We start from the raw sequence: 25,452 nt of genomic DNA, 5'->3' as shown, positions 1-25,452 counted from the left end.
ATACATTTACTATATACAGAGTTGAAGAATTTATTAAATCAAAACATCACAATAAAACATATGTGAAATAAGCAATTATTCCAGAAAATATTTTAAAGTATCTTTGGAACTATTCCTATAAGTCCAGAATAAATTTAGGGTTAACTCAATGGTTTATTTCAATTAACATACTGCAAAAAATGGTAGGTTTGCATGTTGAGAAATGTAAAAAGTAGATATACATCTAAAGTACAGGCGTATAAACATTAAAGTTGTAATGATATAAAGGTTTAAAAAAGGAGTTGAGCTTCAAATTTAATTAAAAAAATCAATTTTAAGACAACCCCCTTAAGTAATGCAATTATTCATATTTAAAGTGCAGTTAATTTTTAATTTTTTATAATATTACTAGCATATTAAGATATTCTAACTATTTTCGCATAATTCTCCTAAAATCTTATGAATATGAATCATCAAATATAACTCCTCTTGTCTTGGTAATTCTCTGGAGTATTCCTTATACATATAAGCTCCTACCTTTTTCACACATTCATACTCTTCCTTACAATTTTTTTGAACTTGCTCATATATAAAATCTATTTTTTCTCTTGATGGTTCATTAGCCAGAAATCTTTGTGAAAAGGCCTTTAGATGCATTACAAATCTCCTATAATAAAATGACTCTTTATTATATACAATAGAAAAGTGATAATGAACTATTTGCAAAATAGCATTTACAATTTTAGCACTTCTCTTATTTCTATCACTATAAGGATTATCTTGTTGTGCATTTATAAAATGGCCTGCTATATTACCAATCTCTTCTTCTGGTAGGTCTAAACCAAGAACCTCCTTAAAAACAGTAATAGCATATTTTCCTATATCATACTCTTTTGGATTAAATTCCTTGATTTCGAACAAATAGTGATTTTCAATCATTATACCTTCTTTAAAACGTCTCACTGCAAAGGCAATGTGGTCAGTTAAGGCCAAATATATATGGTTCATAAGTTTTAAGTTATATTTTTCTATTCCATATGCAATTATCATTTGAGCTATACCAAAATATTCTGCATCTATTTCTGTTGCCAATTGTATAATACTCTTTTTTATATTTTCATCATGAAGAACAAAAATCTTTTCTATATCTTTTTTATTTAACTCAGACCCGGCCTTATAATTATGGCCAATGCCTTTCCCCATCAATATTATTTCTTCATCATTATCATCCTTTGCAAGTAGCAACGAATTATTTAATACCTTTGTAATGTACATACTAAAACCCTCAATATATATTTATGTTTATTTTACTATTCCATTGTTCTCTATAACTTCTTTATACCAGTAAAAACTATCTTTCTTGATTCTTTTTAAATCTAAAATTTCATGGTCAGTTCTATTTATATAAACAAGTCCATAACGCTTATTAAAACCTTGAGAAGAACTTAAAAGGTCTGTAAATGACCATGGACAATATCCAATCATCTCTACACCATCTTCAATAGCTAGTTTACATGCATTTATATGACTTCTTAAATAGTCTATACGATAGTCATCATGAATTTTTCCATCTTCTAATATATCTTTAGCTCCTAGACCATTTTCTGTTATTATAACAGGTAAGTGATATCTTTGCCAATATTCATTTAAGGCAACTCTAAGACCTGATGGGTCTATTGCTGCTCCATACTCAGAGGCCTCTAAGTTAGGATTCATTGACATTTTAAATAGTCCATACATACTAAAATCAACAGTTCCTTCTCTTAATCCAAATGAATGTTGTGAATCTTCAGGTAAAGCTTCTGCACAATTTGTCCTATAATAATTTACAGCTATAAAATCCATTTTAGCTTTTTTAAGTATCTCTTTATCCCCATCTTCCATGTGAGGAACTATATTTCTTTTTTCAAGATACTTCATATAATACCCTGGATATTCTCCATAATGATGCATATCAAGCATATAGTACACTTTAAAATTATCATTCATTCTAGCTGCATATACATCTTCTGGCTTAGAAGTAAGAGGATATGTTACAGATGATGATACTGCTGCTCCAATTTTACTTTCTTTTATCATCTCATGACATGCATTGACTGCTAATGCATGTGCTAAGCAAAGATTATAATCCATCTGAGCACGCATTTTATCTATCTTCCATGAATCTGTTTCATCATATATATTAATTCTCTCCTCCACTCTAACAATTAAATTCTGTTCATTATGAGGTTGCCAATACTTTACCCTATCTCCAAAATGCTTAAAGCATATTTTAGCAAATCTTTCAAAAGCATAGACAGTTTCTCTACTTTCCCAACCATTATATTTCTCTACTAATTTAAATGGAAGGTCAAAATGGTATAAAGTTACGAATGGCTCAATATCACACTCTATTAGTTTGTCTATTATCTTATTATAAAATTCTAAACCTTTCTGGTTTATCTCTCCTTCACCATCTGGTATTATTCTTGCCCATGAAATTGAAAAACGATATGTTTTCATCCCTAATTCTTTCATTAATTCAATATCTTCTTCATAATTATGGTAAAAGTCTGATGCGACTTTAGTATCTGCCTGTAAATGAGACTTTTTAAAAGAATTATAGTCGGCTACGGTTTTTCCTTTATTGTCTTTATCCCAAGCTCCTTCCACTTGAAATGCAGAAGATGATGCTCCCAATAAAAAGTCTTTTGGAAATCCTGTATTCATAAATATTTCTCCTTTTTATTAATTATTTTCTTTGTTGATTCATTGCAATAAGTTCACTCTATATTAACTCTTTTCTTTGTTATTTCATTGAGATAGATTTACCCTATATTAATTATTTTCTTTAACAATTCATTACAATAAACTTACTCTATATTAATTATTTTCTTTGTTACTTCATTGCAATAGATTTACTCCATATTAATTATTTTCTTTAACAATTCATTGCAATAAACTTACTTTTAGATGTATTTAATTGTTGATTTACTTATTTCCTTTTAAATCAATTTACTTATCTCTAGTCAAATTAACTTAATTACCAGCTAATACTAATGAAATTATATTATCATTGGTTGAAACATAACTAGATTTACAAGAAACTACTTGCCCAAAATCAAATGTATTGTTTACTATAACTGGCGTAGTTACATCATAACCAGCCTTTTTTATTTTATCTATATCAAAGGATATAAGTTTATCACCTTTTTTCACTAAATCTCCTTGATTAACATGTTTTGTAAAGTATTTACCATTTAACTCTACTGTATTGATTCCAACATGTATTAACATTTCTGCTCCATTATCTAATTTTAATCCTATTGCATGTAATGTTGGAAATAAAGAAGCTACTTCACAATCAGTAGGGGCTGTTATTACTCCTTTTGTAGGTAACACAGCTATACCTTCTCCCATAGCTTTTGAAGCAAATACATCATCCTTTACTTCTGACAATTCTATACATTCGCCCTCTACAGGTGAAGTTATATCAATAACACCATCCTTCGTTTCTACTTTTATAGATGAATTTTCCTTATTAGAAGACTCTTCCAAATCTTCAAATCCAACTAGATAAGTTGAAATAGCTGAACCAAAAAATGCTATAGCACAACCACCTAGATAACTTAAGAAACCTAATGCACCTGCTTCAGCATATACAGGTATAGTTAAAACACCTTGGTTTGCAAATGCATTACCATAAGCTCCACCCATTCCCATTATCGCACCTCCAAATGCACCACATATTACGGCACATACCATAGGTTTTTTTAATCTAAGATTGGCACCGTATATTGCAGGTTCAGTTATACCAAATAAAGCTGTTATAGTTGCAGACATAGAAATTGTTTTTAGTCCTTGATTTTTAGTTTTAAAGAATACTCCTAGAGCAGCCCCTGCTTGTGAAAAGTTTGCAGCTCCTGCAAACGCCAATAGATTCTGTCTTCCTGTTTGAGCAACATCACTTATACCTATTGGTAATAATGCTCTATGAGCACCAAATATAACCAACACACACCATAACCCACCTACAAATGCTCCACACAATGCTGGGCTTAATTCATAAATATACTTATAAGAAAAGTTTATGACATTTCCTATATAAATTCCGATTGGTCCAAATAAAAATAATGTTGCAGGTAACATTACAACCAATGATAAAGTTGGAACCATTATTATTTTAATTATCTCAGGTATATACTTTTCTAATACTTTTTCAACGTATGAAAGAGCCCATATAGCAATAATTATTGGAATAACAGATGATGTATACGTAGCTTTTGTTACTGCCAATCCTAAAAATCTAACAGATTCTTCACCTGCCATCAAAGCAGTAAAAGTTGGATAACAAAGTGTAGCTCCTAATACCATAGATATTATTTTATTTGCATTAAATACTTTAGCCGCAGTATATCCTAGTATAATAGGCATAAAATAGAATATAGAATCAGCCATAGCATTTAAGATAATATAGCTTTGCGTTTCTTTTATATCTACTCCATTTTTATTCATATAATACATAGCAAGAACTGATAAAATACCTTTAATCATACCAACCCCTGCTATAGCAGGTATTGTAGGTGTAAATATACCAGCTACTGCTGATAATATAGAATTAATTATACCTTGGTTTTCTTGACTTTCATTCTTTTTACCTACGTTATTTGATTGAGGTACAATTTTTATAACCTCGTCATATACTTTTTTTACTTTATTTCCAATTACAACTTGTATTTGACCCATACTCTCAACAACAGTTATTACTCCTTCAGTTTTAGATAATTTATCCTTATTCACTTTAGAAGCGCTTTTGACTTTAAATCTAAGTCTTGTCATACAATGAGTCACTTCATTTACATTCTCTTTTCCTCCTACATTTAGTAGAATTTCTTGAGCTATATTTTTATAATCCATAAAAAATCCTCCATTTTCAACTATAGGCTTTTTGTTTTATGGCCAATTAAACAAAAAAATCGAACCAAATAAATAGATTATACCCATAGTACTCTATAGATAATCTATAAAAATTGATTCGATCTTGCCTGCATTACCAGTAACACGTCTACTGTTATATATTCAAATTTGTTAACTTTATAGTATCATAAGCGTTTTCTTAATTCAACTATAAAGTATAATTTTTTTGTAAATAATAATTATATATTTAAATTTTTTTTAATAGAGAAAGTACTTGATTAAAAAATCTAAATGGTATATTATTTGCATTATAAAAATACCATATGGAGGATAATATGAAAAAAATATCTAATCAAAAATTACTTTTACTTTCTATTGTTACATTTTTCTGGTTTTCACAATATGTATATATACCTTTCCAAAATCCATATTTAAGTGCATGTAATGTATCTACAAATATGATTGGTATAATAATAGGTGCATATGGAATATCACAATGTTTATTAAGGCTTCCTGTTGGAGTATTTGCTGATTCTATAAATAAACATAAAATATTTATACTGTCTGGAATTTTCTTTGCTGGTTTAGCATCTCTTATAAGAGTCTTTTCTCCTGGAGGCAATGGTTTTCTTATAGCTAACATTTTATCTGGAATATCATCATCAACTTGGATTTCTTACATGGTTCACTATACCAACTTTTTTTCTACAGAACATCAACAAAAAGCTACAAGTACGATAATATTGGTAAACAATCTAGGAATGTTGATTGGATTTGTTATGAGTACTTTATTTTATGAAAAATTAGGAATGACAGCCTTATGTATCATGAGTGTATTGTCTTCAGTTATTGGAACGATTCTAGCCTTAAATATAAAAAATCATAATTCAAAAAAAATACCTGAAAAAATATCAATTAAAAAATATTTATCTATCTGCAAGGATAAAAGACTTGTATTTTTTTCCTTTATGGCATTAATTCAACAGGGTATTCAAATGTCTACAACAATGTCATTTACTACTCAAATTCTTAAAAACTTAGGTTCTAGTTCTACCCTCATAGGTCTATCTTCTATATTTTACATGGTGTGTGCTGTTGCTTCTTCTGGCTTTGCTTCTACTAAATTTTGTACTAAGTATGGACCAAAATTTTGGATTCCTTTAGTTTTTATTTTAGTTTCAGCCTATTGCTTTTTAGTCCCAACAATAAAAAATATTAATATAATATTTGTACTACAAGTACTACCAGGTATATCTACAGGTATACTCCTTTCTTACCTTACTAGCGAGTCTATGAAAAATGTACCAAAACATCAGAAATCTACTGCAATGGGTTTTTTTCAAGCAATTTATGCTATAGGAATGTCTGTATTTCCAATGATAGTTGGTAAAATATCGGAATATACTTCAATACAATATGGATACTTTATCTTGGCTATTATAGCTATTTTGGCCTCTATCCTGTCTTATACATATTATAAAAAAGTAGATTTAACTCTTAACTATGATATAATACAATCATAAAAAAATTATATGTTTAGGAGTTTTTATGAAAAGCTTAAATGCCACTGAAAAAATTATTGATTATATTAAATTAAACATTCTAAATGGAACTTTTAAAATTAATAGTAAATTACCAAGTGAGAGAAAGATTGCTGACCTATTTAACATAAGTAGAATACCTGTAAGAAATGCCATAAATATACTCTGTAAGGAAGGAATACTTAGAGCTGTGCCTTATTCAAGTCCTATAGTTGAAGGATTTAAAAAAGTTGACCTATTTGATGATGGTGAAATCTATAAAAATCATAACATACAAGAATTTTATGTAGAATCTTTAAGAGCAAGACAACTTATCGAAAGCGAAGCTACTAAACTAGCAATTTTAAATGCTACATCTAAAGAACTTCAAAAAATAAAATATACTTACCTAAAGTCAATAGAGGAATTGGATAAGGTTTCTCATGGTTTGATAGAAGAATGTTATGATGCTGACTTGCAATTTCACAAAGAGATAATTTTAGCTTCTCATAATCCAATTTTTATAAAATATTATGAGTTAATACCTAAAACAGTTTCTTCTAACCAATACTTCGGTTTTAAATATAGAAATTCTCTCAAGGATATGATTAGCCACCATAACAAGATAATGATGGCATTTGATAGTAAAGACTCTTACTTAGGTTATACATCAATGTACAATCATTTAGAAGATGTAATTCAGTTATTTCAACATGATTAAACTTATATTTTACCTTAAATGCAACTAACATATAAAAATGGAGTGTCTCAAAGTGAACTTTTTAGTTATGAGGTACTCTTTTTTGTATGAAATCAAATATATTTTCATCATTTCAACAATGAAAAAGAGTCTTATCTATATTTTGATACAACCTCTTTATTTCTTGTGTAAAATATATAAAAAGGCGTCGCTCTATTCTTAGTGCGACACCCACGATTAATTTAAGTCTATTAAAATTTCACTTACTATAGATTTTGCATCCTCTATTATATACTTTGGATCAACTTCATAAAATTCTCTATCTATAAATCTATCAATCTTCTCTATGCTTTCTATAGAATCACTTGTAACAAATAACACTATGGATGCATCTTCTATATCATAAATAGAAAGTTCATTTTTTATATTATCATTTTCTTGAATTTCATAAACTAAATCAAATCCTAAATCATTTGCAGCTGTCTTAAGAGAATTTAAACTTCTTTCACTTTCACAAACTGCTACTATCTTTTTATTCATATTTCAAATACCTTTCTAATTCTACTCCGGTACAATCATCACTATACATTTTGCTTGTTTAACTACACTTGCTGTTACTGAACCTATCATTCTTGTAAGACCTTTTTTAGTAGATTTTGTCATAACTATAAAATCTACATTATCTTCTTTTGCTTTTCTAATTATCTCATCTCCTGGATATCCAAAAGTAAAATGTACTTTAACATCATACTCTCCCATTATCTCTGCTGCTTTATCCAAGATTCTTCTTCCTAAATTTTCAGAATTTTTTATCTCTTCAGCCAGGGATATGCCATCAATAAATACTAGTTCTTTTACATTCATTATTTCTACTTCAACTTCATCTTTTTTAAATATTCCTTTTATAAATTCCAAAGAATGCATACTTCTTTCTGTCCCATCAATTGGCACTAATATTTTCTTTTTATTCATGTCACATCTTCCTTTCTCACTTTAGGATAATTAAATAAAATATATAATAAATCTTTACTCCATTAATTAATATTAATAATATGTATAATAAATTTAATATTTATTATTGTGTTAATTTTATAATATATCGCTGGCAGTGTCAATGAACAAAGTTGTAATTAAAAAAATAAAGGGTGTTAACTTGTAAAAGTATTTTCTTTCAACAAATTTTTAAAAACATCTTCTGGAACTGGTTTAGAAAAATAATACCCTTGCAAATATTCACACTCCATAGCTATTAAATCTTCAGCACACTTAATGGTTTCAACACCTTCTGCTACAGCCTTCATATTCAATTTATTTATAAGTGCTATAATCGTCTCAACTGTAAGTTTATGCCTACTATCTTCATTCATAGACCAAATCAAACTCTTATCTAACTTAATTACTGAAAATGGTAAAGAAAGCATATTAGTAACTCCAGAATAAGCAATTCCAAAATCATCAAGTGCAAACTTAACACCTAAATCAATTAATCTTTCCATTGTTTCTTTAATTATATTAAAAGAGCCCATAGCCACAGTCTCAGTAATTTCAAGTTTAAATTTAGTTGGTGATACATTATATTTATTCATAAGATAAAGTAAATCATCAGCTAAGTTTTTTTGCATACATTGTACTACAGAAAGATTCACAGCTATATTATCCAATTTTAAATCTTCAAACTCATCACTAGCTATAAATCTACATACCTTCTCAAAGACTACTAATCCAATTGAGTTAATCAATCCTGTTTGTTCTGCAATTGGAATAAATTCATCAGGAGGTATAAAACCTAACTCTTTGTGTTCTAGCCTAAGTAATGCCTCTGCTGAAGTAAACCTGCCCCTGCTATTAGAAAATATAGGTTGGTAGTACACTTCAAACCCATCATTTTTTAATGCTTCTTTTAAACAATTTTTAATAACATGTTTCTTCTTTATCTTTTCACTTATAGACGCATCTGCATAAACAACTCGCCTTGACTCAGAGCGTTTTGCTTCATGTATAGAGAAATCTATAGCAACAATTACATCTTCTGTCGTTTCTGCATTTTCTGGGTAATAAACAACAGCAATACTAGTTGCTAAATTAAAACTTATCTCTTCTACTAGCCAAGGCTTTTTAAATCTTTCTTCTATCTTTCTGATAATATCATCTGGTTCTATACCTAATTGACTATTGACAACAATAGAAAATATATCTCCCCCTATTCTATATACATGGTTTACATCATGTATCTGAATCAAATATTTTCCAACTTCTTCTAGTGCAATATCTCCATTTTTTGTTCCAAAAGTTTCATTCATAAACTTAAAATCATCAAGCGCAATTGTAATAATAAATCCTGATTGTTCAGTATTGATATTCAAATCTAGCTCTTGAATAAAAGATTGTCTATTGAGTACACCAGTAAGGTCATCAATAATAAGACCTCGATTCTGCATAGAAAGATATGTCAAAAGTAAACTACATGCACATGCAGTTCCTGTAAGAAGATACTGTAAAAAAATTGCCTGTAAGATAATTGCCACAATTGAAACTATAAGAAAACCTCTAATAGCCCATATTTTTGATTCATGCATTGCTTTTCTATATTTAAAAGATAAAAATGCTGAATATATTGCATAAAAGAAAAAAGATGCAAAAGTTGCAACATATCCACAACCTCGTATATAACCTGTTTCTTTTGACAATCCAAATAGAATATGCGTAAAAGGATTTGTAATAGATAAGATTATACAAATTATAAGTGGTATAGATAAAAATAATAATCTTTTTTTCATATACCTTATATCTTGATAAATAATAGCCATAACATAAAATGATACAAGTGCTGCTGGTATTGGCAATAACAATAAGTATATCTGATTCAATAAAAAAGTAATAAAAATTGGAATTTTGTCTATATTATTTAGACAAAATGAACCTAAAATATTTGAAATTATAAATAAAAATGAGAATATTAAAAGTGCACAATATATTTTGTTTTGTAAAGTAGGTATAAATTTACTTCTAAAAAAGTATACCATTAAAAAAATAACTATAATTGCAGAAAAAATCTCATATTCTATATGCCATACCATAAACTTCCCTCGCTATTGACGTTTGATTTTAAATATTTTAATAATATAATTTATTTATAATTATATTATAATTCATCTTGAGTAATTTTATGGAAAATTTTTTATTTTATAACTTTTACTTCAAATCTCCATTAAAACCCTAAATTTACTCTAATCATTATTATGCATATAGAAATTAAGCAAATAGTTCTTTTGCCTTAGTAGCAATTCTTTCACCAAATATTATAGCCTTCTCATCTTGTAACTCTGGACCTTCAATTGAATGTACATGTCCTAAATGTATAAATGGCTTTCCTAAAGAACCACCTCCAGAATACACAAGCATCCCTTTAACCATCAAATGTCCTACTATAGTAAGTATCGCAACATCTGGACCTCCACATATATAATCACATGTAGCAAAAACAGCTCCTAATTTTCCAGCTAAATTAACTTTTTTTGAATCTTCATCAAACCATTTTTTTACTTCCCAAGTTGTATTTGCTAAATAAGTAGGTGTTCCAAATATTACTGCTTTACTTTCATTTAAATAATCTAAATCAATATTATCAAGTCTCATAAGCTTTACATCTACTCCATCCACCTTTTTAGCTCCATCTTCTATCAGCTTAGCGACCCTTTCTGTGTTTCCACTTCTTGTTTGGTATAATACTGTAATCTTCAACTTTAATTCCCCCTTATCTAATAAAAATAATTTATTATACATCAAATTATATCACTAATTTTGCTGTCCTACAAAGAGCTAGTCGATTATTTTTTTATTAACTATTTCCCATAAAAAACACCTACATTTATTACTTTAAAAAACACCTAAACTCACTTTTAACTTGCTTATTTCAATCTCAACTATATATGATATATCTTCAAAAGACATGCCTCTATCATAAAGTTTTCCTGCAATTTTGATTTTTGCATTTTCTTCTCCTTTTTTAATCAATGCTCTGTTTTCTTTTTCTATTACATTTCTAACATATCTCTTTGCAAATGGTTCATTATTATCATATAGAGCCTTGTATTTTTCCTTATCTCCTTTTACAAAACTAAGTGCTCTTTTATCTTGTTTTATAGCTTCTGTACAAATTTCTTCTGTTTGTTCTTTTACAAATTTTAATGCCATTCCATATTGTCTTACTGCCTTTAAGCATATACCAACAGTCTGTTCCTTTACAAATTCTAATGCCATTCCATTTTGTCTTACTGCTCTTAAACAGATTGTTTCTGTTTGATTTTTTACAAATTTCAAATCAAGCCCATTTTGTCTCACTGCTTCCATACATATTTCTTCTGTTTGATTTTCTACCCATTTTAGATTATAGCTACAATGCTTAACTGCTTCCATACATATTTTTTCTGTTTGATTTTTCACTCTTGCCAATCCAAATTCGCTGTTTCTAACTGCTTCTATACATATTTCTTCTGTTTGTTCTTTTACATACTCCAAAGCTGCACCATTTTTTTCAACGGCTCTTAAGCATAACTCCTCTGTCTGATTTTCTATATATTTTAATGCTGTTCCATCTTGGTTAATAGCCAACATGCAAATTTCTTCTGTTGGCTCTTCCACAAATTCTAACATTCTCCAATCTTGTTTAACTGCTTCTATACATATTTTTTCTGTCTGATTCTGAACACATTTTATTGCATTACAATTTTGTCTAACAGCCTCTAGACATATCTCTTCTGTTTGATTTTTTATGTATATTAAATTCAATCCATTTTTTCTTACTAGCTCTAAACATTCTTCTTCTGTTTTATTATCAAAATCCTCAGTATCTATTGATTCAAATATATCATTTTTATCTTCATGCATATCTTAGACTCACCCCTTATAAATTTTATAAAATTCAATAAATTTACTCTCAATTTTATTCTATCAAAGAATATAAAAATTTTTGAGTCTTGTTTTTTTTCATAAAATCATTTGTATGTTAAAAAATAAATTAATTACTCTAATTCCAGTATACAATACCCAAAATATGTGGTATATTTTAACTATAATATATTTATATATATTATTGTCAGAATATTTAAAGTTAAATTTATATGAAACATCTTTATTTATATATCACTTATATTTGGATATATTTTCTTTTTTTAGTTTTCGGGTTAGTAAGGGGTTAGTAGTTTAGGTTTTCACAGGATATTATTTTTACAATTAGTTTTATTTTCGTGTAATTTATATATGTTGTAATTAATAAAACTAAATATGATTTAAATAATTCCTTGGGATAAATTTAATAAAACTTAGATTCCTTATCTAAGCTTAAAATACTAAAATTATTGGGAGGATATAAATAATGGACCAAATTAAGCGTTTACATGAATTGCAACAAAAATCATATTTAACTAAAGAAGAATTTGAGGAATTAAAAAATAACACATATATTGAAAGATTTGAATTAAGAGATGAGTGCGATAACTCTTATATTTATACATTTTACACTAACGATAAATGCAATGATATAAAATTTATAAAATCACAATTTATCGTTACACTTATAAAAATTGGTTTCCTATGTGAGTGTGGTGGTGTATTTAGACAAAAGAAAATAGTTGATGAATATGATTACGGATACAATGCTATATATAAGTGTGATTCTTGTGGCAAAGAACTTGATAAAGAAGTAGAAAATTATGACTAAATAACAAAAAAGCTATTCAAAATATTTTTTATAAATGCTAGATAAAATTTACTCTAAATTTAAACTAAACTATCCCCTCTTAGTAGACAGTTAAAATATAAAAAACTGTCCATAACTAAGAGGGTTTTGTTATATACTAAATTAAACATAATAATCTTAGATATCAAAAGATACTGAAATATAGATAGTAATTATAAATATAATAAAAAAGTACTAATGATTGACATTAGTACTTCACATCTACTTTTACACGTTTTAACTGCATAAAACAGTTTATACAGTTCGCTTTGAATAAGGGCGCTTTTTTAGCATTGCCTTAATTCAAGTTATCTTAATTATTTAATTCAATTTCATACTTTTTTATTTTCTTATATAAAAGACTCTTGTGTATTCCCATAACCTCTGCTGCCTTAGAACATTTCCAATTATACTTCCTTAACACATCAATAATTAAGCTCTTTTCATAATTCTCAACCATTTCATGAATTGAACAATTGCTATCCACATTACATTGAGCTACTCTGCTGATATTATCCATCTTAGATGGAAGGTCACACATCATAATGACCATATCATCACTTACAGCATAGGCACTTTTTATTACATTTTGTAGTTCTCTTATATTTCCCGGCCAAGTATAGTTAATAAAACAATTTTTAACCTTATCACTTAAAACCTTCAATTCCTTGTATTCAACATTTAATTTGTTTAATATATAATTTGCTAGCAATAAAATATCATCTTGCCTGTCCTTCAATTCCATCATATGAATGTTTATTACATTTAATCTATAGTATAGGTCTTCTCTAAATAATCCCTCTTCAACCATTTTACTTAAATTCTTTCTTGTGGCAGAGATTACTCTTACATCTATCTTTATAGTTTTAAGACCTCCCACTGGTTCTATCTCACTTTCCTGAAGAACTCTTAAAAGTTTTGCTTGCATGGTCAAAGGCATGTCACCTATCTCGTCTAAAAAGATTGTACCATTATTCGCAACTAAAAATTTACCTTTTTTACCACCCTTTTTTGCTCCTGTAAAAGCTCCTTCGTCATAGCCAAATAGCTCTGACTCTAATAATTCTTCTGGTATTGCAGCGCAATTTATACTAACCATAGGTTTATCTGACCTACTGCTATTATTGTGAATTGCTCTAGCAAAAACTTCTTTACCTGTGCCTGTTTCACCCGTTAAAAGTACTGGAAAGTTTGTTTTAGAAGCTTTCACACCTGTTTTCTTAAGTTCTATGAAGTCTCTATTTTCACCTATGAGCTTGTCAAAACCACAGTTATCCTTAAACTGCTCTTTATAATATTGGAGCTCCATATATTCTGACATTAACTTTTTAGCTACATCAAATGATTGCAATCTAAATTTAACTTGAGCTACTCCTGCAACTACTTCTCCATTGTCATTTTCCACATAAGACCTACTTACTATTACACTTTTTTCTTTTGTATTTCCACCTGAATAATGATGTATAGCTCCTTCTTCACAATACTTATTTTTCATAACATCTAGCATTTTTGTATTTGGTATAATACTTTGTATATTTTGTCCTATTATATCTTTTCTTTCTTTTCCTAAAAAGTCACAATATTTATCATTAATATCTATTATTACTCCACTTGTATTTACAACAATAAAACCATCATCAGTCATAGATAATACTCTTGCAAATATATCCTTATACCACTGCTCTTTCATTGTTTCATCTCCCCACTATAACCTTCAGCAAAAATAATAAGTCTTACAATACAATATTATAAGACTTATCATTCTACATATTCAATGTTTTCTAAAAGTTACCTATTTAATGATTCTATCATTTCAGGTATAATTTCATATAAATCTCCTACTATTCCATAGTCACATATACTAAAAATAGGGGCTTTTGCATCTTTATTTATAGCAACTATATATTTAGAATCACTCATACCTGCTAAATGTTGTATTGCTCCAGATATTCCACATGCAATGTATAGTTCTGGTCTAACAGTAGTTCCTGTTTGTCCCACTTGATGAGAATGTTCTATCCACCCTGAATCTACTGCTGCTCTTGAAGCACCAATCTCTGCCCCCAATTTATCAGCCAATTCTTTTATAAGCTCAAATCCTTCTGCTCTTTTTAATCCTCTTCCCCCTGATACTATTATTCTAGCATCAGTTAGATTTACAGATTTCTTTTCTTGTGGAAGTATCTCTACTAATCTAGTTCTAATCATTTTTTCAGTAAGTTCTGGAGTAACAACTTCTAAAATTCCAGTCTCTGATTCGTTTCTTACAGCTTTTGCCATAACTCCTGGACGAACTGTTGACATCTGTGGTCTATTTTTTGGACAAACAATAGTGGCCATTAAATTTCCACCAAATGCTGGTCTTGTTTGTAATAACTTATTATCTGTTGAATCTATTTCAAGTTTTGTACAGTCAGCAGTTAGACCTGTTCCAACCTTACCTGCAATTCTAGGCGCTATATCTCTTCCTATAGAAGTAGCACCAACCAATACAACCTCTGGCTTTTTTCTTTCGATTAAATTTGCAATTGAAATTGCATATCCATCAGTAGTGAAATCTTTAAGAAGAGGGTCATTGATGTAATATACTTTATCAACACTATAGTGAAGTAATTCCTTCACTTCTTTCTCTACTTCATATCCAGCTATCACAACTGCAAGCTCTTTTCCTAATTGGTCAGCAAGCTTTCTTCCTTCACCAATAAGTTCTATCGTAACAGGATTAATTTTACCTTCCCTTTGCTCTCCTATTACCCAAACACCATTATAATCATTTAAATTTATACCTTGATTAACTTTTGCTCTCATCATCTTAACACTCCTATACTAGTTTCAAATCGAATAGTATTTCTATTAGTTTCTCAGCTTTTTCTTTTTTATTTATACCTTCTATTATTTCATTATGCTTGTCTTTAACTGGTACAAAAGACTTATAAACGTTTGTAGGTGAACCCTTTAATCCAATTTGAGTTGTATCAACATCTAAATCTGCAAGTGTTAATACAGTAATCTTTGCATCTCCATTATTATAAGCTTCTAAGATTCCCTTGACACTTGGATATCTTGGATTGTTTAACTCTTTTATAGCAGTTAATAAAACTGGCATCTTTGCTTCTATTAAATAATCCCCTGTCTCTGTATAACGAGTTACTAGTAATTTGTCATCTTGAACCTTTACTTCTTTCGCATAAGTAACTTGTGGTATCCCTAAAAATTCTGCAACCTCTGGTCCAACCTGAGCTGTATCTCCATCTATAGCTTGTCTTCCGCAGAATATTACATCATACTTTCCAACCTTCTCTATAGCAGCAGCAATAATTGTAGATGTAGCCCAAGTATCTGAACCACCAAAAGCTCTATCTGAGATTAAATAAGCTTCATCAGCTCCCATTGCCAAAGCTTCTTTTAAAGCACTTTTAGCTTGAGGAGGTCCCATGCTTATAACCTTAATCACTGCTCCTAGTTCATCTTTCATTTTTAGAGCTTCTTCTAAAGCATTTCTATCATCTGGATTGATTATACTTGGTACACCATCTCTTATTAGAGTACCTGTCTCTTTATTTATTTTAACTTCATTAGTATCTGGAACTTGCTTTAAGCAAACAACTATATTCATTCTTTTCCTCCTATCCTAGTACTGCTCTTGAAATAACAACTTTGTGTATTTCTGAAGTACCTTCGTAAATTTCTGTTATTTTGGCATCTCTGTACATTCTCTCTAATGGATAATCCTTCATATATCCATATCCACCATGGATTTGAAGGGCTAAATTTGTAACCTCTCTTGCAGTACGTGACGCATTGTATTTTGCCATAGCAGCTTCTTTAGTGTGTTTTTCTCCTCTAGCTTTCAAATCTGCAGCATAATATACTAATAATTTTGCTGATTCCACCATTGTCGCCATATCTGCTATATACCATTGAATACCTTGCAAAGCTGAAATTGGCTTGCCAAACTGGACTCTTTCTTTAGAATATTTGATACTTTCTTCTAAAGCCCCTTCAGCAATTCCTACAGCTTGAGCTCCAACTCCAATTCTTGCTCCATCTAAACAAGTCATAGCTATATTAAATCCTTTACCTTCTTTTCCTAATAAGTTAGACTTTGGAACTCTACAGTTATCAAATATTAACTCTGCAGTTTCTGAACCATGAATACCCATTTTTTCTTCAATTTTTCCTATTGAAAAACCTGGAGTACCTTTGTCGACAATGATAGCAGACATTCCCTTTATTCCCTTTGATGGGTCTGTCAATGCAAATATTATTAATGATTCTGCTTGACCTCCACCAGAAATAAAACACTTAGTTCCATTTAAAACATATTCATCAGTTTCTTCATCAATAATTGCAGTTGTTGCAGCTCTCGCAGCATCTGAACCAGCATTAGGTTCGGTTAAGGCAAAAGCACCTACACACCCACCTTCAGCCATCATTGGAAGGTATTTTTTCTTTTGTTCCTCAGTACCAAATTTCAAAATAGCTTGAGCATATATTGTGTGTATTGATAATATTGCTGCAGATGCTGCACATTTTTTGGCAATCTCAGTAACAACAATTACCTTTTCTATATCTGCCCCACCAGAACCACTATACTCTACAGGTGTTCCAATTCCATTAAATCCTATTTTAGCCATTTTGCTAAAAAGCTCCCTTGGAAAAATACCTGTTTTGTCTGTTTCAGCAGCTATTGGTGCTATTTCATTCTCTGCAAATTCTTTTGCTACTCTTTGAAGCATTAATTGTGCTTCTGTTAATCTAAAATCCATAAAATTCCCTCCTATTTATTAACATACTTCACATGTTTATTAACATATTTCACATGCTTCTTTATTCATTGTTACAATTCCAGATTCAATTAGAGCTTCTATATCAGAATCACTGTATCCAAGTTCTCTCAATATCTCATCTGAATGTTCTCCTATAAGTGGAGCATCACAAGTCATGTTAACTTCAATATTTCCAAATTTAACTGGAGTAGATGCAAGCATTGTCTTATTCCCATTTTTACTTGTATGTTCATATATATAGTTATTAGCAATAGCCTGTTCATCAGTCACTACATCATTAACATGTTGAATTTTTTCATGAGCTATATCAGCAGCAGTAAGTTTTTCAACCATCTCATTTTGAGTAAACTTTGCAAATTCACCATCCAAAATACTAATAAGTTCTGTGGCATTTTTCTTACTTTCTACTGAAGATGCAAATTTCTCTTCTTTTATTAAGTCTTCTCTTCCAAATAATCTACAAAGTGCCTCAAAATATCTTTCATGCTCTAAAATACTTAAGAATATCCACTTTCCATCCTTACAACGATAAGAATTTATTACTGGTGAAATAGCATTTTTTCTAGTTTTTGGATACTCATCACTAAACTGTGTAGATGCTAATAAAGATGATGCATTCCATATTGCTTGCCCAAATAAAGATGCCATTACTTTTTGTCCTTTGCCAGTCTTAGCTTGCTGGTACAAAGCTGCACATATTCCTCCAGATAAACTACAAGAAGTTGTTGCATCTCCAAAGGCTATAGGTGGATTTATTGGACTTGTATCTTTTTCTGCTATATCAAGCATAGCCCCACTTCTTGCCCAAAAGGCAACTGTATCAAATCCTGCATTATCCTTAGCAGGTCCAAAATCGCCAAAACCATTTATCTGACCCCAGATAAGGTGTGGATGCTTTTTACTTAATGATTCATAATCAAGACCTAGTCTTTTTAACGCTCCTGTTCTATAACTTGAAACAAATACGTTTGCTTCGCTTAAAAGCTTATCCATAATTTCAATTCCAGTTTCACTCTTAAGATTTATAGACAAACCTCTTTTATTTGAATTATATGTGCTGTAAAAAGGATTATTATAATCATCTATTGGCATTGTCATTGTTGCCCCTGTCTTTCTTCCTGGGTCTCCAAAGCTTGGCTCTACCTTAATAACGTCAGCACCCCAGTCAGCTAATATTTTAGAAGTCCCTGGACCTGCTACAAAATACGTTAGGTCAATAACCTTAACTCCCTCTAATGGTTTATTTAACACTTTCAATTCCTCCTTATATGGTCAATTTGTTATTTTAAATACATATTTACAGTATTAAAACATGAAATTTATTGTATATATTTTGAAAATTGATTTTATAATATCAAAATATAATTTATACCTTTTATCTTTTCTCTTATGGCAATCCCGGGAACATTGTAAACAGTAGGACTGCTACTATGGTTCCAATAAATGGGGTTAAAACAGTTACCCAGAATATTGGCATATAGGCATCCTTATGTGTTTCTTTACAAAGACCATTTGTTACAGTAACAATATATCCATTGTGTGGAAGTGAATCTAATGCTGCTGATGAAATTGCCATAGTCCTAGTTAATGCTGCAGCGGAAACACCCTTGGCTAAAAATACTGGTCCAAGAAGTGGAGCTGCAATTCCTAGTCCACCTGAAGCTGACCCACAAATACCTGCAATAACTGTAGTTCCAACTGCAGCCCCTGCAATAGGAGGACCAGGAATATTAGTCATGGCATTAACTATGAAGTCAAAACCAACTGCTGATTTTACTACTGAACCAAATGCAACTACAGCACAAGTATTACATATTGCTACTACTGTAGTTTTACATGCATCACCAACATGTCCAACTATTTTAGTATTATCTTGATATTTATTTAACAATAAATATACTAATAAAGCTCCAATAAATACTCCCACCTCAATTGGTACTATCGCTTTTCCATTAACTTTTACATTAATTATTAAAATTGACACTATCAATGGAATTAAGGCAATTACACCATTGGGACCATTTTCTCTCTTAGAATTAGTTGCTTCTGCTTCATCAAATATATCTGACTCATGTGCTATAAAATGACCACCATTGGCTTTTTCTTTTGAAACCATTTTGTACAAAATTGTACTTCCAACTATAAACATTACTGCACATGATATAAAACCATTTACTGCTCCAGCCATAATATCTGTCCCTAATGTTGATGCTGGAACAATATTCTGAATTTGTGGTGCCCCTGGTGCAACCATAGCAAAAGTTGAGCATCCAAAAGTCAAAGCTGCTGGTATAAATCTTCGTGGCAAATCAGCTTCTTTAAAAATTTCTAAAGCTATCGGAAACACTGCAAAACTTACAACGAAAACACTTACTCCACCATAGGCTAATATTCCACAAGCTATTGGAATAGAAAGTAGTGCTTTATCCTTCCCAATCCATCTTACAATCATCTTAGCAATAGATTTTGCTCCACCAGTAATCTCCATTATTTTTCCCATTAATGTACCTGTTAGGAAAATAAAGAAATTTGCCTGAAGAAATCCAACAAACCCTGTCATATAATCCACTTTAAGTGCATCATACACATTTAGGCTTCCTGTTATAGCAACTAATGATGAACATACAATTGCTATAATAAAAATATTTATTCCCTTCATAACCATTACAACTAGAAGAGATAGAGCTATGATAATCCCTACTAAACTTATAATTACTCCCGTATTCATAAATTAACTCCTTTTAAAATTAAACTATATGTATTTTTTCACGAAATTTAGATTTTGAATATATTCTACATTGTTCCAATTTTAGTTATAATAGCTACTTATTTTCAAAAACTGGCTTTCTCTTTTCTATAAATGCATTCATTCCTTCTTGCTTATCTCTTGTAGCAAAAGTTAAACCTGCAATATCTTTCTCTAGTTCAAGAGCATTCTTTAAATCCATATCTATCCCTTTGTTAATAACAACTTTTGCATATCTTATTGCTATTGGCGCTTTTTCAACTATTTGGTTCATCATCTTCATAGACTCTTCTAAAAGTAAATCACTTGGAACCACTTTATTAATAAGCCCAATAGATTTAGCTTCTTCTGCATTTACTTGTCTCCCCGTAAAAATTAACTCTTTAGCTATTCCAGTTCCAACAAGTCTTGATAATCTTTGAGTTCCACCAAAACATGGAATAACTCCTAAATTAACTTCAGGTTGTCCAAATATAGCCTTTTCTGATGCAATTCTAATATCACAACTCATAGCAAGTTCACATCCACCACCTAATGCATATCCATTAACTGCTGCTATTACTGTTTTCTCCAGAGCTTCAATTTTATCAAAAATTCCCTGAGCATAACCTGCATATTTTCTGCCTTCCTCACTTTTATAGTTTTGCATCTGGCGTATATCAGCACCAGCTACAAAAACTTTACCTTCTCCAGTAATAATAACTCCTAATATTGCCTCATTTTCTGATACTACATCAATAACTTGTGATAGTTCCCTAAGAGTGTCACTATTAAGAGCATTTAAAGCTTTAGGTCTATTTATAGTAATAACACAGACTTTGTCCTTAAGCTCCACCTTAAGATTGTTCAAATTTTCCATTACAGATTCCATCATATTCCCCCCATTATACATTGTTATTTTTTCTACATTTCTTGTTAATATAAAATAGCAAGTACTATGCCAATCACCATTGAAGTTCTTTATTTTTAGTAAAAAATTGTTATTTTTAATAAAATAAACGAAATATACATAAATTTCACTAAATTTTTAATAATTTTCAACTTTAAAATTGATTAAATTGTAATTCACAGAAGAATTTTTCTTCAATAAAACCCATAAAACAATATTTTTGTCTCATTTTCGAGAAAATACTTAAAAAACGCAGTCTCATTTTTGAGAATGCAGTCTCATTTTTGATATTTCCATTAAAATAATTTAAATAGCATCTCTATAAGTTTATTTTCACTAAAGTAGTCTTTATTCAACATAATTAGGTAGTTTATTTTCTATTAATTTAAATTGTTAATACTTTAGTTTAGTACATATCTATTCTGATAATATAAAATTCTTAATGAAAATAGGAAAAGCCACAAAGACTCAATGTCTAAGTAGCTTTTCCCATCTTAAATGCTTCTGACAATTCTATATTTGATTTACAGTATTGATTTAATATTTTTTGATATTATTCTAACTGAACCTCCCATGACTAAAGTCACAAGTGTGTTTAGCTATTTTTTAATCAAATAACTCCATTTTCTTTTAAATCTTTTATTTTATCACTATCAAAACCAAGCCAACCATTATAAATCTCCTCGTTACTTTCCCCTAGAGATGGTGCTGGCATATCAATTTTAGCTTTTGTTGTCATCAACTTAACTGGATTTCCATTGACTTTCATATTTCCTATAATAGGATGACTAATATCTACAATCATTTCTCTTGCTTTTGCTATATGTTCATCTGTTGTAACACAATCAAGATTATAGATAGGAGCAGCAGGAACTCCAGCCTCTGATATTAAGTCAACTGCTTCTTTTATTGTATGCTTAACAGACCATTTTTCTATTTCTGGTTTAAGAGCCTTGTAATGTTCACAACGATTAAGATTTGTTTTAAATCTCTCATCTATTAAAAGGTCTTCTCTAAAAAGAACTTTTTTACATAACTTTTCAAAAAGTTTGTCATTACCACAGCCTATTACAAAACTTCCATCACTTGCCTTAAAAGAGTCATAAGGATAGGCTGAAGCATATCTATTACCCATAAGTTCAGGTTGTCCTGAATCAAAGTATCTCTGTATACCAGTTTCGAGAGACGATACAACAGAATCAACGAGGGAAACATCTACTCTTTGTCCTTTTCCTATTATTTTTCTAGCGTTGAGTGCTGTGAGTATACCAATAGTTAAATTCATTCCACCTAGTACATCACCCATAGCATTACCAACTCTCGTTGGTTCTCCTCCTTCTTGCCCTGTTATACTCATAAGACCACCCATTGCCTGTGCAATAATATCATAACCTGGACGTTCTGAATATGGTCCATAACATCCAAATCCTGATACAGCTCCATAAATTATTTGATTGTTAACTTTAGCCAACTCATCATAACCCAGACCTAACTTTTCCATTACACCTGGTCTGTAATTTTCTACTACAACATCAGCATGTTTTACCATTTCTAAAAATATATTTTTTCCTTCTTCTGATTTAAGGTTTAGAGTGATACCTTTTTTATTTCTATTTATATTTGCATAGTATAAACTCTCTCCATTTACAAAAGGTCCAAAACCTCTTGTATCATCACCTTTTCTTGGCATCTCTATTTTTATAACATCAGCTCCAAAATCCGCCAACATCATTGTACAATATGGACCTGCAAGAACTCTTGTAAGGTCAAGTACCTTTATATTGCTTAATGCTCCTTTTTTCATAACTTCCCCTCCAAATTATATTATATTGATTAATATTAAAAGTTAAATTTAATGATTTATTTTCAGTTATTCTAATTAGTTCATTAAATGTGTTATTGCATTAAATGATAATATTGATACTACTGCAATAACCAATAAGCCAACTGCACTCATAATGAAAAGCTGTACAAAAACCTTATTTTGTTCTTCCTTATTAAAGTCTTTCTTACTTGAACCCATAGCTGCTAAAATCAATGCCCCACCAGTAGAAAGTGGGCTTACACCAGCAAGAGAACCTCCAACACCAACTGCAGCAATAAGTGCTAGTGGGTCTACTCCTCCAACTGCCTTAGCTATATCAACACACATAGGCATCATAGTTGGATAAACTACTGCTAAAGCAGAACTAACCATAGACATAAGTCCTGCTGAAATACTCATAATTGGAGTAGCTGTTTTACTATTCATCAGTGATGATAATGCATTACTCATCAAGTCAATACCTCCTGCTGCATCTACGATTGTCATCATTGCACCTACTCCAAGAACCATTACTATCGTGCTCCATGGAATTGATTTGATACATTCTCCTTCATCAGCAATATTGAAAAAAATAAGTACAGCTGAAACTGCAAAAGCTGCAAGCCCAACATTCATATCAAAAATTATGATAAAAGCAATCATAACTACTATGCTTATTAGAGAAATTATCTGCTTTATATTGAATTTTTCTATTTGCTTACTATCTATAACATTTATAGGTTTTTTAAGTTTATATCCTTTGAAAATTATAAACAATACTATTGAAAATACAATTGTAGAAAGAGTTTGACAGGCTAAGATAGTAGGCATAACATTTTCAATTCCAACCCCTTCTGCAACGGTTGTTATAATTTGACCTTCTGGAGTAATAGGAGTCATACGACCTGCCATTAATCCACATTCACCTATAAGTGCAAGCATTACAGGATTATAACCAACTGTTATGGCTACAGGAACAGCCATTGCTGGGATAATTGCAAGTGCTGGAATTGCCCCAGGTCCAACACCAGCAACAACAAATCCTGCTATAAAAACTGCTATAGGTATAAGCCAAACACGTTTACCAGAAGCAGCTACAATTTTTTCTGCAACAAGCTTTAATGCTCCTGTTGAGTTCACTATTGCAAAGAGTAGTGTTATACCAACAAGTGTAGTAAACATTGAGTTGCTTATAGCTCCATAAAGTTCTTTATCATCCATTCCAAAAATTCTAACAGCTATGACACCAATAGCTAGAGCCAAAATACCTGCATTATTCTTACGTACAAATGCAATAATAATAACTCCTAAAAATAAAAGTAAAGCTATAATATCCATACTAATCCCCCTCAATTTTTTTATTTGTTTTATTAGATAATGTATTTTATAATTTATATTTTTTATCAATAAATCTATTTTACCAATCAGCATATTTTTTTAATCAACATATTTTTTTAATCGATTAATCAATAGAACTAACAATTACAACTATCAGACTTTATATTTATATGATGACCACTATATACTCCATTTACAAAACTCTTCTGATACTTTGATAATTCAAGAAGTTTAACAAAATCAACTCCTGTATCATACCCCATACGTTCAAGCATATATACTAAATCTTCAGTTGCAGTATTGCCAGATGCTCCAGGAGCAAATGGGCATCCTCCTAATCCTCCAAGTGTAGACTGAACAGTAGTAATTCCAGATTCAATAGCCACAAGAGTATTAACCATTCCCATATTTCTAGTATCATGAATATGTACTTGCCATCTGCACTCTGGTAAAGCTTCAACTAATGCACTAATAGTTTCTCTTACTTGCTTAGGGTCAGCAATCCCTATTGTATCTGCTAGATTTATCTCCCTGATACCGTTTTCCCAAAGGCGTTTAGCAAATCTTATGGCATCTTCAATTTTTGGTAAACCTTCAAAAGGACATCCAAATACAGTAGCCATTCCAATACATATATTCATGTCTGGATAAGTATTCATTATTTTTTTAAGCTCATCAATAGACTCTTCATGGGTACGATTTATATTTTTTTTATTATGAGTTTCACTCAAAGATATAACATAGGATATATCTCTTATACCACACTCCCATGCAACTTTAGCACCGTATAAATTTGGAACTAATGCATAAAGTTTCACATCAGGATATTTTTCTACACAATAAGTTGCTACTTCTTTTGCATCTTTCATCTGAGGTATTGCTTTTGGGCTTACAAATGAACTAATTTCAAGTTGTTTAATCCCTGAAGCAATAAGACCATCAATAATCTTAAGCTTTTTATCAGTTTCTAAAAACTCTTTCAGGTTTTGAAATCCATCTCTAGGACCAACTTCAAATATATTTACCTTACTCATACCTTTTCCCCCTTTACAG

21 protein-coding genes are annotated in these 25,452 nt (G+C 30.3%); 3 read left to right on the top strand and 18 right to left on the bottom strand.

Features of this window, described 5'->3' with window-relative positions; translation table 11 throughout:
- Positions 1–405: 405 nt before the first annotated feature.
- The 3 genes from CDIF1296T_RS04975 to CDIF1296T_RS04965 all read right to left on the bottom strand — a co-directional run bounded on the left by CDIF1296T_RS04975 (position 406) and on the right by CDIF1296T_RS04965 (position 4,875).
- Complete coding sequence (locus tag CDIF1296T_RS04975; RefSeq protein WP_004454252.1) at positions 406–1,254, bottom strand: PRD domain-containing protein; 849 nt, start codon at positions 1,252–1,254, stop codon at positions 406–408.
- Between the two features lie 27 nt (positions 1,255–1,281).
- Complete coding sequence (locus tag CDIF1296T_RS04970) at positions 1,282–2,688, bottom strand: glycoside hydrolase family 1 protein (RefSeq protein WP_009895842.1); 1,407 nt, start codon at positions 2,686–2,688, stop codon at positions 1,282–1,284.
- A 309-nt stretch (positions 2,689–2,997) separates the two neighbouring features.
- Entirely contained in the window at positions 2,998–4,875 is a 1,878-nt protein-coding gene (locus tag CDIF1296T_RS04965) for a beta-glucoside-specific PTS transporter subunit IIABC (protein WP_009895840.1), read from the bottom strand.
- A gap of 335 nt (positions 4,876–5,210) precedes the next feature.
- Here CDIF1296T_RS04965 and CDIF1296T_RS04960 point away from each other — a divergent pair, with 335 nt between their 5' ends.
- A complete protein-coding gene (locus tag CDIF1296T_RS04960) occupies positions 5,211–6,398 on the top strand; it encodes an MFS transporter (protein WP_009895838.1) in 1,188 nt (395 codons plus the stop codon).
- Between the two features lie 25 nt (positions 6,399–6,423).
- Complete coding sequence (locus CDIF1296T_RS04955) at positions 6,424–7,116, top strand: FadR/GntR family transcriptional regulator (RefSeq protein WP_009888618.1); 693 nt, start codon at positions 6,424–6,426, stop codon at positions 7,114–7,116.
- A gap of 216 nt (positions 7,117–7,332) precedes the next feature.
- Here the strand turns inward: CDIF1296T_RS04955 and CDIF1296T_RS04950 are convergent, their stop codons facing one another.
- The 5 genes from CDIF1296T_RS04950 to CDIF1296T_RS04930 all read right to left on the bottom strand — a co-directional run bounded on the left by CDIF1296T_RS04950 (position 7,333) and on the right by CDIF1296T_RS04930 (position 11,982).
- Positions 7,333–7,635 carry a PTS sugar transporter subunit IIBC gene (locus CDIF1296T_RS04950; protein ID WP_003437569.1) on the bottom strand — a complete coding sequence of 101 codons (303 nt, stop codon included), beginning with the start codon at positions 7,633–7,635 and terminating at the stop codon, positions 7,333–7,335.
- 21 nt (positions 7,636–7,656) lie between these two features.
- The gene (locus CDIF1296T_RS04945; protein WP_003418487.1) at positions 7,657–8,067 is read right to left on the bottom strand and encodes a universal stress protein; all 411 of its coding nucleotides are present in this window, start codon (positions 8,065–8,067) and stop codon (positions 7,657–7,659) included.
- Positions 8,068–8,243: 176 nt separating this feature from the next.
- Positions 8,244–10,172 (bottom strand): EAL domain-containing protein, encoded by a 1,929-nt coding sequence (locus CDIF1296T_RS04940; protein WP_009895835.1) that lies wholly within the window; start codon positions 10,170–10,172, stop codon positions 8,244–8,246.
- 175 nt (positions 10,173–10,347) lie between these two features.
- Positions 10,348–10,836 carry a flavodoxin family protein gene (locus CDIF1296T_RS04935; protein WP_009888613.1) on the bottom strand — a complete coding sequence of 163 codons (489 nt, stop codon included), beginning with the start codon at positions 10,834–10,836 and terminating at the stop codon, positions 10,348–10,350.
- A 135-nt stretch (positions 10,837–10,971) separates the two neighbouring features.
- Complete coding sequence (locus CDIF1296T_RS04930; RefSeq protein ID WP_018112772.1) at positions 10,972–11,982, bottom strand: DUF4116 domain-containing protein; 1,011 nt, start codon at positions 11,980–11,982, stop codon at positions 10,972–10,974.
- Positions 11,983–12,469: 487 nt separating this feature from the next.
- On the opposite strand from CDIF1296T_RS04930, the gene CDIF1296T_RS04920 reads away from it, so the two are divergent.
- Positions 12,470–12,814 (top strand): hypothetical protein, encoded by a 345-nt coding sequence (locus CDIF1296T_RS04920; RefSeq protein ID WP_003437561.1) that lies wholly within the window; start codon positions 12,470–12,472, stop codon positions 12,812–12,814.
- Positions 12,815–13,145: 331 nt separating this feature from the next.
- On the opposite strand, the gene CDIF1296T_RS04915 is transcribed toward CDIF1296T_RS04920, so the two are convergent.
- From CDIF1296T_RS04915 to CDIF1296T_RS04870, 10 genes are all read right to left on the bottom strand, one after another.
- Positions 13,146–14,522: a sigma-54 interaction domain-containing protein gene (locus tag CDIF1296T_RS04915; RefSeq protein ID WP_003437559.1), complete on the bottom strand. Its 1,377-nt coding sequence runs from the start codon at positions 14,520–14,522 to the stop codon at positions 13,146–13,148.
- Positions 14,523–14,620: 98 nt separating this feature from the next.
- Positions 14,621–15,640, bottom strand: coding sequence for an electron transfer flavoprotein subunit alpha/FixB family protein (locus CDIF1296T_RS04910; RefSeq protein WP_009895832.1), 1,020 nt, complete (start codon positions 15,638–15,640; stop codon positions 14,621–14,623).
- 13 nt (positions 15,641–15,653) lie between these two features.
- Complete coding sequence (locus CDIF1296T_RS04905) at positions 15,654–16,448, bottom strand: electron transfer flavoprotein subunit beta/FixA family protein (protein ID WP_003437555.1); 795 nt, start codon at positions 16,446–16,448, stop codon at positions 15,654–15,656.
- 10 nt (positions 16,449–16,458) lie between these two features.
- Positions 16,459–17,601: an acryloyl-CoA reductase gene (acrC, locus tag CDIF1296T_RS04900; RefSeq protein WP_003437554.1), complete on the bottom strand. Its 1,143-nt coding sequence runs from the start codon at positions 17,599–17,601 to the stop codon at positions 16,459–16,461.
- Between the two features lie 39 nt (positions 17,602–17,640).
- The gene (locus CDIF1296T_RS04895) at positions 17,641–18,873 is read right to left on the bottom strand and encodes a CaiB/BaiF CoA transferase family protein (RefSeq protein WP_009895830.1); all 1,233 of its coding nucleotides are present in this window, start codon (positions 18,871–18,873) and stop codon (positions 17,641–17,643) included.
- A 136-nt stretch (positions 18,874–19,009) separates the two neighbouring features.
- Entirely contained in the window at positions 19,010–20,350 is a 1,341-nt protein-coding gene (locus tag CDIF1296T_RS04890) for a GntP family permease (protein WP_003437552.1), read from the bottom strand.
- A 94-nt stretch (positions 20,351–20,444) separates the two neighbouring features.
- Positions 20,445–21,239, bottom strand: coding sequence for an enoyl-CoA hydratase-related protein (locus CDIF1296T_RS04885; protein WP_009895829.1), 795 nt, complete (start codon positions 21,237–21,239; stop codon positions 20,445–20,447).
- A 628-nt stretch (positions 21,240–21,867) separates the two neighbouring features.
- Positions 21,868–23,061: a CaiB/BaiF CoA transferase family protein gene (locus CDIF1296T_RS04880; protein WP_009895828.1), complete on the bottom strand. Its 1,194-nt coding sequence runs from the start codon at positions 23,059–23,061 to the stop codon at positions 21,868–21,870.
- A gap of 75 nt (positions 23,062–23,136) precedes the next feature.
- Complete coding sequence (locus tag CDIF1296T_RS04875) at positions 23,137–24,399, bottom strand: SLC13 family permease (RefSeq protein WP_009888596.1); 1,263 nt, start codon at positions 24,397–24,399, stop codon at positions 23,137–23,139.
- Positions 24,400–24,536: 137 nt separating this feature from the next.
- Complete coding sequence (locus CDIF1296T_RS04870; protein ID WP_009895827.1) at positions 24,537–25,433, bottom strand: hydroxymethylglutaryl-CoA lyase; 897 nt, start codon at positions 25,431–25,433, stop codon at positions 24,537–24,539.
- Between the last annotated feature and the right edge of the window lie 19 nt (positions 25,434–25,452).

Source organism: Clostridioides difficile ATCC 9689 = DSM 1296, from assembly GCF_001077535.1.
Taxonomy (GTDB): Bacteria; Bacillota; Clostridia; order Peptostreptococcales; family Peptostreptococcaceae; genus Clostridioides; species Clostridioides difficile.
Note: the sequence above shows the minus strand (reverse complement) of the source record. Positions and strands in the feature narration are given on the sequence as shown.